This is a genomic window from Mesorhizobium sp. P170090 (genome assembly GCF_057786115.1).
Genome location: NZ_JBYNWH010000001.1, coordinates 1709620 through 1721944 on the forward strand (window position 1 = coordinate 1709620; position 12325 = coordinate 1721944).

The window sequence follows — 12325 nt, forward strand, 5'->3', positions numbered from 1 at the left end:
TCAGTGATGTTGAGGAAGTGAGCGGATTACAAATCCGCGCTCACGCAGTGCTGGAATCAGCCGGGACAGCGCCGTGACCGTCTGGTCGCGCATGCCGGCGTGAGCGCCCTGGCTCAACTCGCCGGGAGGGCATCCGTCGTGCAAGAGTACAATTGCGCCCGGCCGGACAGAGGCGAGCACTCTATCAATAATCGCCTCGACTCCAGGGCGAGACCAATCTCGAGGGTCGACGGACCAATGAAGGGCCGCCAGCCCGGCGATCTGTGATGCTGTGCAGACTTCTTCGCTCCAGGCGCCGTAGGGCGCGCGAACAAAGCGGACCGAGGCCTGCGGGCACGCTCTCATGATGGCGTCGTTCGCTTCAAAGACCTCACGTTGCACTTCGCCGAAACCGCATTGGTACAGGTCCGGATGAGACATCGTGTGGTTGCCTACCTCGTGCCCTTCTGCGATCATCCGTTGGATTAGATCTGGGTGCTCTAAGGCGTAGGCGCCGATGACGAAGAAAGTCGCCGGCACCCGCTGCTCTGCCAGCACGTCGAGAATCTCCGGTGTGAAAAGTGGATTGGGACCGTCGTCAAACGTCAGATAAACGCTTCGACGGCCGGTGCCGTCAGAGCACTCACGGCGCACTTCGTACAAGCAATCGGACCAGCTCATAGCTCTGGTCCGTTCCGATCTATCATCGTGCCCGTGGGCCATTCGCTGATCGGCCGTCCAACTGGCAGAACAATGGTGAGTGCGTCATCGATGCGTGTGGGCGGCAGGTCGAGGCGGGCCTCTGGTCGGGTGGAGCGCACGCGAATTCCCGACAAAACGGCCATAGGGCTGTATCGCCGTCCGAACCTCTCAACATGATTCCGCAGCGCGTCCCTGACCGTTCCGAAAGCGAATGGAACGCCAAGCTCCTGCAGTATTGGAAGCATGACATGGATTGAATGGGCGATTCCCAGACCCTCAAGGTCCGGACGTACCCCGTACAGGCCCAGCTCAGCCACCAACAGGTCGACCGCGTCGACCTTGATGAAACGGCGCAGTATGCCCATGTGAGCCGCTACACCGCTTAAATCATAGGCGATTACGCGGAGTTCAGGCCTGGCTCCGGCCCAGCTTCGACTACCTTCGAACGGTTCTGCGTTGGACGCCCCAGTCGGCCCGTACGTATCACGAAAGAACTCGGCGAGCTTAACGTGATCGGAGAGCTGCAACTCGTTTTCCCAGCACAACTTCCACTGCACCTGATGGCGCATTCAGGACCTCTCTTCATATTGGTTTTTGCGGCCGCATTACTCGACCAAAGCGGCGTTGGTGGCTGCACTCAGCCGTTGTCGTTGGCGAAGGTGAGCCAGACGCTCTCTCGAGTTCCGGCCCGTGTCGTCGATTTGAGCTTGACGTCGCTCACTTTCCGTTCCTCTAATGCATGGCTCGTAAATTCGTAAAATTGATTGTTTGAATGATACGCATCCACACGTTGGATAGAACATGACATGCGTTTTAAAGGGCTGGATCTAAATCTCCTCGTTGTGCTGGACGCTCTGATGAGGGAGCGTAAAGTCACTGCCGCGGCTCGCAGTATCAACCTGAGCCAGCCGGCCATGAGCGCCGCCGTTGCTCGGCTACGCGCCTATTTTAACGATGAGCTATTTACGATGAACGGCCGCGAGCTCATTTTGACGCCGCGCGCCGACGGGCTCGCCCCAGCAGTCCGGGACGCATTGCTGCACATCCAGCTATCGATTATTTCCCCCGACGCCTTCAACCCGGCCCAATCGGATCGTCTCTTCCGAATCATGCTTTCCGATTACATCACGCTCGTATTTTTTAGGAAGATAGTAGAGCGCGCTGCGCAGGAAGCTCCCGCCGTTCGCTTTGAATGTCTGCCTATTTGCGACGACCCCGAGGAGCTTCTCCGGCGCGGCGACGTTGATTTTCTGATCATGCCGGAAGTGTTCATGTCGAAACATCCTCGCGCAGCCCTGTTCGAAGATAAGCTCGTAGGCGTAGGCTGCGGCACGAACAAGCAGCTGTCGGAGCCACTTACATTCGAGCGATACTTGTGCATGGGACATGTTGTGCTCAAATTCAGGCACACCCGGCAGCCCACCATGGAGGAATGGTATTTGCTCGAGCACGGTTTCGAGAGACGTATCGAAGTTGTCGTACAGGGCTTTAGCCTGATCCCGCCCGTCCTGTCAGGCACCAACCGCATCGGGACCATGCCCTTACGGCTGGCGCAGCATTTCGCAAAAGCAACACCCCTGCGGATTGTCCAACTTCCGCCGCCACTTCCTCCTCCTGCATTCACGGAAGCCGTCCAATGGCCTGAGCTTCACAATAGTGATCCGGCAAGCATGTGGATGCGGGAAATGATGTTGCAGGAGGCATCTCGCCTGGCGCCTTTGCCTGAAATCATTGAGCGTCTCGGGCACGCCGATCCGACCTTTCGTTTCTTGGTACCGACTGCCACCTCGAAATCGCGTGCGAAGTCCCGGAAGATGTTAAGCCCCACCTAATCGCCCCCTGTAGACGGGCCGATCAGCATCTCGACAAGCGCCGGCGCGGCGCGTGTTGCCTACGTTCTGGGGCTGATCTCAGGCGAGTTGCTCGTCGAGGATGTGTGGCAGAGTGATGCCAGCTGCCTTGATTGCCCGCCTTGGCCGTAGGTGGTGACGACGCGAGCATTCTTTCGATGGCGGCTTCTGGAGGCGGACGCGATCGCGTCGGAGCGGTTGCCCTTCGGGCGTCGGGCCTTTGGCCCGGCAGAGCGGCGCAGTTCCTTGCTAAGTGCGAGGGGCCGGAACGAGCAGAACACACGCCCGGGCTGCTACTGAATTGACTGCCGCCTCGATTTGCGTGCGAAGTCCCAGAAGATGGTTAGCCCGGTTAAATTCCTGCCTTGCCGGCTGTGCCGCGGCTTTTCACGTGCAGCCAGGCGAGGAGATGGCGGTCGACGAGGTCGACCCCCAAATGGACTGTGCTGGCCTCGCTCGGCTATTGCCGTGCGGGATCATTGACCACACCCCCTTCACGAGAACGTCGGGCATGTTGGCAGTAAAGCCGGTGGAGGTTGACGCTGCGGATCTAGGCAATCTACCTCGCGCTTCCGCCTTAAGGCGCCGCCGATACCCAATTGGCTCTTCGTCCTGGGCCGCGGCTAAGGCCCGGGGGTGCGCCCACCCGTGTGGAGGGACCATCATTCAACTTTCTCTCGTTATGAAAGGAAACTCCCGCTTAGGATAGACTCCTTCATATATTTTCCGGCAGATGGATGTCGAACGGCAGAAATGTCTGGCCGGGTGTTTCAGCGGTGCCGGTCTCGATAGCCCGTGTCATCAGCGTTATCAGCTCCTGGCAAAGCCGGCGCATTGGCGTGGCGACCGCCATCGTGACGATGTTATCTGCGAGCGCTGCCCGAGACTCAGGTGTGATTTCATTCACGATCGCGACGAGATCCCGACTTTTGCCCTCTTCTCGGAGCGCGGAGATGGCGCCCTCCATGCCGCCGCCGGCGACATAGAAGCCGACGAGCTCGGGCTCCCGCTGCATGAGATCAAGCGTTGCCTCGTAGGTGATCTGCCGTTTCTCGAGGTTCATGACCGGATCCAGCACCTCGAACGTGGGCGCGTTCTCACGGCAATAGGAGCGAAAGCCGACGTCACGGAGCTCGTGCCCCTGGAAACGATGGCTGCCGACAAACACCGCCACTTTGCCGGGCCGTTTTGCGACCTTGGACACCATCCAAGCGGCCGTGCGCCCCACCTTGCGGTTGTTGAGGCCGATATACCCCTGTCGCACGCCGGCGGCGAAGTCGGAAAGCAGCGAGAAAACCGGAATGCCCTTGGCCTTGAGGTCCTCAACCGCTGCTGTGATTTTCGGGTGGTCCGGTGCCACCATCGCGATTGCATGGCAGCGTGCGCCCAACTCCTTGAGCGGCGCGATCAGGTCGCTCGGCATATGTGACGGGGCGAATTCGACGAGCGGAATGCCGTGGAAGGACTGGGCCAAATTGACCGATGCTTCGACCTCGCGCGCAAAATCTTGGTAGAAATGCTGGGCCGGTTTTCTCAAGATGAAGCCCAGACGGTAGTGCGGTAGGTCTCGCCGCAACCGCTGCTTGATTAGCCCGGCAGCATGATAGCCGATCGCCTGGGCGGCGTCGTGGACCCGCCGCGCGGTCTCCTCGCGCACCGGATGGCGGGCGTTCAGAACCCGATCGATCGTTGCTACGCTGACTCGGGCTTCGCGGGCGAGATCGGCAATCGTGGGGCGCTTGGTCATAGGTCCTATTCTGATTGGTTTTTGACGCGGGCCGGCTCTCTGTCCGCCTAGCGCGTTTCGGTTTCGGGTGGCAAAGTGAAGACGTCCCCATACGAATGGGCACAACGTGTTGGACGAACATCATTGCAGACGTAAACCGGCCGGGTATACTGAAAGGCTCATTCGCTTAAAGGGCGGTGACGATTTGCACTCACACATTTAGCGCTTCTGATACATGGTCCGTGAGGAGCCGTTTAGAGGCTGCGGGTCGGTCGTTCAGTTATGTGACCAGCTAAGCGACTTGACAGGTCGTGGGCCGCCCACCTTACTTGCAGGAGGGTAGCCGGTTTGATGCCTCGGTAAGCTGATGACCGCTGAAGGCAGCTTTCATCTGTGCTCGGTCCAACTCTCCTTCCCAGCGTGCGACGACGAGGGATGCCACTGCGTTGCCGACGCAATTCGTCAGCGCCCGGCATTCGGACATGAATCGGTCGATGCCGAGTATCAGTGCCATCCCAGCAACGGGAACACTCGGAACTACCGCGAGCGTAGCCGCCAGGGTGATGAAGCCCGCACCTGTCACACCTGCAGCGCCCTTGGAGGAAAGCATTGCTACGAGCAGCAGCAGCACCTGATCGCCGATGGACAGATCCGTGTTCGTCGCCTGTGCGATGAAGAGAGCCGCTAGCGTCATGTAGATATTCGTGCCGTCCAGATTGAACGAATATCCGGCCGGGATGACGAGACCCACAACCGAACGCCTGGCGCCCGCCTTCTCCATTTTCTCCATCAGCGACGGGAGCGCCGCCTCCGAGGAGGACGTTGCGAGGACAAGCAGCAGCTCTTCCTTGATGTAACGAATGAGAGAACAAATAGAAAAGCCGTTGTAGCGGCAGACTGCGCCGAGAACCCCGAACACGAAGAGGAAGGCGGTGAAATAGAACGTCGCGACCAGCATCGCGAGGTTGACTACCGAACCGATGCCATATCTGCCGATGGTGAAGGCCATCGCGCCAAAAGCGCCGATCGGCGCGGCCTTCATCAGAATTCCGACGAGCTTGAAGACAGGCACAATGAGCGCCTGGAGGAAGGAAACGACAGGCTTGCCCGTCTCTCCGGCCATCGCAAGCGCCATGCCGAACAGAACCGAGAAGAACAGCACCTGCAGGATGTCGCCTTCCGCGAAGGCACCGACGATCGTTGGCGGGATGATGTTCATCAGGAAGCCGGTGACCGACTGCGCTTTGGCTTTTGCGGCATAGGTATTCACGGCCTGGACATCGAGCGAGGCCGGATCGATGTTCAGGCCGTCGCCAGGCTGGACGACATTGGCGACGATGAGGCCGACGATCAGCGCGAGCGTTGAGAAGGTGAGGAAATAAACCATTGCCTTGCCGGCGACCCGGCCGACCTTATGAAGATCGTTCATGCCGGCAATGCCGGTCGCAATTGTCAGGAAGATGACAGGCGCGATGATCATCTTGACCAGCTTGATGAAGGCATCACCCAGCGGCTTCAGGCTCTCGCCGGTCTCCGGATAAAAATAGCCAATTGCGACGCCGAGCGCGATGGCGGCAAGCACCTGGGCGTAGAGCTTGGTGTAGAAGGGTTTGCGGGGCGCGGGACTCGCGCCGCGGACTTGTGCAGCTGACACTGTTTCTCTCTCCCTGACCGGATCGAGGTGGCGTGACTTCTCCCGGGCTTCTCCCTATCGCGGCGCTCCGGTCGAACGCTGCACCAACGCCGCCGCAATACCCATGCCAGATGAATCCGCATCACCTGAACTGACGTGGGCTCGCCAATGATGGAGGAATGCGGTGTCAGACCAGCGGGCAAGGCCGCGGTCCGAACGCCCTTGATGGTCTCTGGCAGAGTGCTTGCGGGTCGATCCCTCTGGCTAGCGGCTTTGCTGCAAAAAGCGTGGTGGGTTCCTCATTAGCCGGCTTTGGACCGGGCCCCATCGTTGGCGCCAGCGCGTACCAATAGGTCGCCTGTTCAAGGCCGTCCAGATGACAGGCTAACTTACCCCTGTTCGGAAGCGCTCGTTTCTAGACAGCCTACGACCATGCAGCCACTGCAATCAGATATTCGGACGGCCTTTTGGACGACCAATTTTGCAAATCAACGCCCGCAGCAGGGGCAGCCGTTTCCAAGCGGTCGCATCGTAATCTGTTCAGACTTTTCGATACGCTCATTGAGTGTGCCGATTTCGGCCCCAGGCTGGTGATGGTGCTGACCAAGACGATGCGATTCAGAAGTTGCGGGCACCGCCTACGAAGTCGTACTCGATGCCAGCTTCGCGCCTTCACACGCGACATCGCCGCCGCCTGATCAACTCGAGAAAGATGGCGGTTGCCGCGACCGACCAGTGCCGTTGGCTGTTATTATCGCTCCCGCCCCTCCTTCGCGGGCGCTGGTGAATGGCACGGCCCCGCATTTACACTCCGCGCGGTCAGCGGCTCGGGCAAGGCATGGCCGGCCCAGGTATTTCTGCTTCAACGCAAAGATAGAACTGATGAATCCTATCATAGGCCGCGAGGTTTCCTTTCACAGATGAAAGAAAGCTCGATTGACTATGCCGCCTCGCTCCAGTCTTTTGAAAACAACGTGTGTTTGCCCGGGGCAAGCCAATAACATGGCCAAGCCTCGTGGAGGGAGTAGCCAAGCGATGCGTCAGGGCTAGACCCGCTTTGCACTCGACCACACGGCGGCGGCACGAGTTCACGTCGGAGCATTTTCGCGCGTGCCCGCGATGTCGCGGGCGCACATGCCGCCAGCCTAGATTTGATGGCGCGAGATCGAGGATCACATGCACCACAACATTAGCAAGTCAGAACAGAATGCCCGCGACTGCGGCATATCGCTGCCGAATGCGATAAAGGGTTGTCCAAAGTCCGACACGAATCCTGCGAGTGTGGCATTGCACGAGCGCGCGCTAACCGGCATCTTCGAAATATCGAAAGTACTCGCCGATGCCGCCCGGCTCGAACTCAAGTTGGCCAAGGTAGTCGATCTCCTGCACTCGTTTGTGCAGATGCGGCACGGCATCATCGCTCTCTGCGATGCCGAGGGCGGACTGGACATCACAGTGGCCACCGGCTGCGGCACGAACGGCAATGAGCCCTCCCGGTCGCGCCTGCCGCGCAACGCCATCGACCAGATTGTGACGACCGACACGCCGCTCCTCGCCGAGGACATAGCGATGCATCCGACCTTCACTGCCGCTGATATCGAGGTGCTTGGGGCCTCCGACACCGTGTCGTTCATCGGCGTTCCCATTCGTGTTGATGGGAACGCCATAGGCGCGCTGACTTTGGACCGGGTTTTGGAAAGCAGGTCAAGCTATCGGCTCGACGATGATGTCCGGCTGCTTACCATGATTGCCAACATGGTGGGACAGACAGTCAAGTTGCATCGCTTCTCCGCGGCCGACCGCGAGCGAACGCCGGAGCTGGAACATCGGCTGCAAACGAAATTTTCTGATGTTAAGCACCCTGCACCCCGGCGCAAAAAGGTCCACGTCGAGGGGATGATTGGTGACAGTCCGGCGATAAGCGCCCTGCTGGAGAAGATCGCGGTCGTAGCCAAGGCAAAAACCACAGTTCTGCTGCGAGGTGAGTCCGGTACCGGGAAGGAGCTGGCTGCCAAGGCAATTCACGAGTTGTCGCCGCGCGCCAAGCGGCCCTTCGTTAAACTCAATTGTGCAGCGCTCCCAGAGACAGTCCTGGAATCCGAATTGTTCGGTCATGAGAAGGGTGCCTTCACAAGCGCATTCAATTCCCGCAAGGGGCGCTTTGAGCTCGCTGACAAGGGGACGTTGTTTCTGGACGAGATTGGCGAGATCTCGGCCTCGTTCCAGGCAAAGCTACTGCGCGTGCTGCAGGAGCAGGAGTTTGAGCGCGTCGGCAGCAATCAGACCATCAAGGTCGATGTTCGCGTGATTGCCGCCACGAACAGGAACCTGGAAGAGGCGGTTGCAAGGAATGAGTTCCGCGCCGACCTATACTACCGCATCAACGTGGTTCCCTTGCTGGTACCAGCATTGCGCCAAAGGCGCAGCGATATTCCGCTCCTCGCAGCTGAGTTTCTCAAGAAGTTCAACGACGAGAACGGCTGTACGCTCACCTTCGATCCGCGTGCGATTGAAGTGCTGATGAAATGTGAGTTTCCCGGCAACATTCGCGAGCTTGAAAATTGCGTGCACCGGACAGCGATCCTGGCCGAGGGACTGTCAATCGGGAGAAACGACTTTGCCTGCTCCCAAGGCCAATGCTTTGCCGAGGCGCTGTGGAAGTGCAGATCGGGCAAGGCCGCGCTGCAACCACCGCCGATCCTGCCGGAGTCAGCGAATTTGGCCACGCCCCCGGACGAGGCCGCCAGTTCGGCCGCGACTAACCCGCTTGCCGGCGCAACCCACCCAATTGGCGCGAGGACGCCCGATATAGAGCGCGTCATTGCTGCCATGGAAAGATGTGGCTGGGTGCAGGCAAAGGCAGCGCGCTTGCTTGGGCTGACCCCGCGACAGATTGGCTACGTGCTGAGGAAATACGGCGTCGAGATCAAGCGTCTTTGAAAGCATGACCCTGGGCATGAGCTGAGCCGCTTAGCGCCTTGGCGCCGCGCAGCGATGCAGATCCGCGTGCGCGTCAACTCGATTCGACCGAGGACAGGTCGACTTACTTGACTTGTGAGCGGATAACTTCTATATGATGTGGACACTTTAAGAAGGAGGTATAACCATGGTCCGTCCTGTAGAAACCCCAACCCGTGAAATCAAAAAACTCGACGGCCTGTGGGCATTCAGTCTGGATCGCGAAAACTGTGGAATTGATCAGCGTTGGTGGGAAAGCGCGTTACAAGAAAGCCGGGCAATTGCTGTGCCAGGCAGTTTTAACGATCAGTTCGCCGATGCAGATATTCGTAATTATGCGGGCAACGTCTGGTATCAGCGCGAAGTCTTTATACCGAAAGGTTGGGCAGGCCAGCGTATCGTGCTGCGTTTCGATGCGGTCACTCATTACGGCAAAGTGTGGGTCAATAATCAGGAAGTGATGGAGCATCAGGGCGGCTATACGCCATTTGAAGCCGATGTCACGCCGTATGTTATTGCCGGGAAAAGTGTACGTATCACCGTTTGTGTGAACAACGAACTGAACTGGCAGACTATCCCGCCGGGAATGGTGATTACCGACGAAAACGGCAAGAAAAAGCAGTCTTACTTCCATGATTTCTTTAACTATGCCGGAATCCATCGCAGCGTAATGCTCTACACCACGCCGAACACCTGGGTGGACGATATCACCGTGGTGACGCATGTCGCGCAAGACTGTAACCACGCGTCTGTTGACTGGCAGGTGGTGGCCAATGGTGATGTCAGCGTTGAACTGCGTGATGCGGATCAACAGGTGGTTGCAACTGGACAAGGCACTAGCGGGACTTTGCAAGTGGTGAATCCGCACCTCTGGCAACCGGGTGAAGGTTATCTCTATGAACTGTGCGTCACAGCCAAAAGCCAGACAGAGTGTGATATCTACCCGCTTCGCGTCGGCATCCGGTCAGTGGCAGTGAAGGGCGAACAGTTCCTGATTAACCACAAACCGTTCTACTTTACTGGCTTTGGTCGTCATGAAGATGCGGACTTGCGTGGCAAAGGATTCGATAACGTGCTGATGGTGCACGACCACGCATTAATGGACTGGATTGGGGCCAACTCCTACCGTACCTCGCATTACCCTTACGCTGAAGAGATGCTCGACTGGGCAGATGAACATGGCATCGTGGTGATTGATGAAACTGCTGCTGTCGGCTTTAACCTCTCTTTAGGCATTGGTTTCGAAGCGGGCAACAAGCCGAAAGAACTGTACAGCGAAGAGGCAGTCAACGGGGAAACTCAGCAAGCGCACTTACAGGCGATTAAAGAGCTGATAGCGCGTGACAAAAACCACCCAAGCGTGGTGATGTGGAGTATTGCCAACGAACCGGATACCCGTCCGCAAGGTGCACGGGAATATTTCGCGCCACTGGCGGAAGCAACGCGTAAACTCGACCCGACGCGTCCGATCACCTGCGTCAATGTAATGTTCTGCGACGCTCACACCGATACCATCAGCGATCTCTTTGATGTGCTGTGCCTGAACCGTTATTACGGATGGTATGTCCAAAGCGGCGATTTGGAAACGGCAGAGAAGGTACTGGAAAAAGAACTTCTGGCCTGGCAGGAGAAACTGCATCAGCCGATTATCATCACCGAATACGGCGTGGATACGTTAGCCGGGCTGCACTCAATGTACACCGACATGTGGAGTGAAGAGTATCAGTGTGCATGGCTGGATATGTATCACCGCGTCTTTGATCGCGTCAGCGCCGTCGTCGGTGAACAGGTATGGAATTTCGCCGATTTTGCGACCTCGCAAGGCATATTGCGCGTTGGCGGTAACAAGAAAGGGATCTTCACTCGCGACCGCAAACCGAAGTCGGCGGCTTTTCTGCTGCAAAAACGCTGGACTGGCATGAACTTCGGTGAAAAACCGCAGCAGGGAGGCAAACAATGAGCTCAAGGAGACATGAACGATGAACATCAAAAAGTTTGCAAAACAAGCAACAGTATTAACCTTTACTACCGCACTGCTGGCAGGAGGCGCAACTCAAGCGTTTGCGAAAGAAACGAACCAAAAGCCATATAAGGAAACATACGGCATTTCCCATATTACACGCCATGATATGCTGCAAATCCCTGAACAGCAAAAAAATGAAAAATATCAAGTTCCTGAATTCGATTCGTCCACAATTAAAAATATCTCTTCTGCAAAAGGCCTGGACGTTTGGGACAGCTGGCCATTACAAAACGCTGACGGCACTGTCGCAAACTATCACGGCTACCACATCGTCTTTGCATTAGCCGGAGATCCTAAAAATGCGGATGACACATCGATTTACATGTTCTATCAAAAAGTCGGCGAAACTTCTATTGACAGCTGGAAAAACGCTGGCCGCGTCTTTAAAGACAGCGACAAATTCGATGCAAATGATTCTATCCTAAAAGACCAAACACAAGAATGGTCAGGTTCAGCCACATTTACATCTGACGGAAAAATCCGTTTATTCTACACTGATTTCTCCGGTAAACATTACGGCAAACAAACACTGACAACTGCACAAGTTAACGTATCAGCATCAGACAGCTCTTTGAACATCAACGGTGTAGAGGATTATAAATCAATCTTTGACGGTGACGGAAAAACGTATCAAAATGTACAGCAGTTCATCGATGAAGGCAACTACAGCTCAGGCGACAACCATACGCTGAGAGATCCTCACTACGTAGAAGATAAAGGCCACAAATACTTAGTATTTGAAGCAAACACTGGAACTGAAGATGGCTACCAAGGCGAAGAATCTTTATTTAACAAAGCATACTATGGCAAAAGCACATCATTCTTCCGTCAAGAAAGTCAAAAACTTCTGCAAAGCGATAAAAAACGCACGGCTGAGTTAGCAAACGGCGCTCTCGGTATGATTGAGCTAAACGATGATTACACACTGAAAAAAGTGATGAAACCGCTGATTGCATCTAACACAGTAACAGATGAAATTGAACGCGCGAACGTCTTTAAAATGAACGGCAAATGGTACCTGTTCACTGACTCCCGCGGATCAAAAATGACGATTGACGGCATTACGTCTAACGATATTTACATGCTTGGTTATGTTTCTAATTCTTTAACTGGCCCATACAAGCCGCTGAACAAAACTGGCCTTGTGTTAAAAATGGATCTTGATCCTAACGATGTAACCTTTACTTACTCACACTTCGCTGTACCTCAAGCGAAAGGAAACAATGTCGTGATTACAAGCTATATGACAAACAGAGGATTCTACGCAGACAAACAATCAACGTTTGCGCCAAGCTTCCTGCTGAACATCAAAGGCAAGAAAACATCTGTTGTCAAAGACAGCATCCTTGAACAAGGACAATTAACAGTTAACAAATAAAAACGCAAAAGAAAATGCCGATGGATCCACAGCAAGCGAACCGGAATTGCCAGCTGGGGCGCCCTCTGGTAAGGTT

General features: G+C 56.1%; 8 protein-coding genes. 4 read left to right on the plus strand and 4 right to left on the minus strand.

Going from position 1 to position 12325, the window contains the following annotated elements; all coding sequences use genetic code 11:
* Together nodB and AC3EML_RS08335 are read right to left on the minus strand one after the other, a co-directional pair.
* Positions 1–660 (minus strand): chitooligosaccharide deacetylase NodB, encoded by a 660-nt coding sequence (gene nodB / locus AC3EML_RS08330; RefSeq protein ID WP_023806351.1) that lies wholly within the window; start codon positions 658–660, stop codon positions 1–3.
* Entirely contained in the window at positions 657–1250 is a 594-nt protein-coding gene (locus AC3EML_RS08335) for a NodA family N-acyltransferase (protein WP_488491997.1), read from the minus strand. Before AC3EML_RS08335 ends, nodB begins: the two co-directional genes overlap by 4 nt.
* Before the next feature lie 237 nt (positions 1251–1487).
* On the opposite strand from AC3EML_RS08335, the gene AC3EML_RS08340 reads away from it, so the two are divergent.
* The gene (locus AC3EML_RS08340; RefSeq protein WP_023807977.1) at positions 1488–2513 is read left to right on the plus strand and encodes a LysR family transcriptional regulator; all 1026 of its coding nucleotides are present in this window, start codon (positions 1488–1490) and stop codon (positions 2511–2513) included.
* A gap of 733 nt (positions 2514–3246) precedes the next feature.
* Here the strand turns inward: AC3EML_RS08340 and AC3EML_RS08345 are convergent.
* Complete coding sequence (locus AC3EML_RS08345; RefSeq protein ID WP_023672231.1) at positions 3247–4278, minus strand: LacI family DNA-binding transcriptional regulator; 1032 nt, start codon at positions 4276–4278, stop codon at positions 3247–3249.
* Positions 4279–4582: 304 nt separating this feature from the next.
* Positions 4583–5911, minus strand: a complete 1329-nt coding sequence (locus tag AC3EML_RS08350) for a dicarboxylate/amino acid:cation symporter (protein WP_023706359.1) — start codon at positions 5909–5911, stop codon at positions 4583–4585.
* Between the two features lie 1155 nt (positions 5912–7066).
* Between AC3EML_RS08350 and nifA the strand changes: the two genes are divergently transcribed.
* The 3 genes from nifA to sacB all read left to right on the plus strand — a co-directional run bounded on the left by nifA (position 7067) and on the right by sacB (position 12249).
* Positions 7067–8830, plus strand: coding sequence for a nif-specific transcriptional activator NifA (gene nifA / locus AC3EML_RS08355; protein ID WP_352520144.1), 1764 nt, complete (start codon positions 7067–7069; stop codon positions 8828–8830).
* A gap of 166 nt (positions 8831–8996) precedes the next feature.
* A complete protein-coding gene (uidA, locus tag AC3EML_RS08360) occupies positions 8997–10808 on the plus strand; it encodes a beta-glucuronidase (protein ID WP_257825605.1) in 1812 nt (603 codons plus the stop codon).
* Between the two features lie 19 nt (positions 10809–10827).
* The gene (gene sacB, locus AC3EML_RS08365; RefSeq protein WP_001022105.1) at positions 10828–12249 is read left to right on the plus strand and encodes a levansucrase; all 1422 of its coding nucleotides are present in this window, start codon (positions 10828–10830) and stop codon (positions 12247–12249) included.
* Positions 12250–12325: the final 76 nt, after the last annotated feature.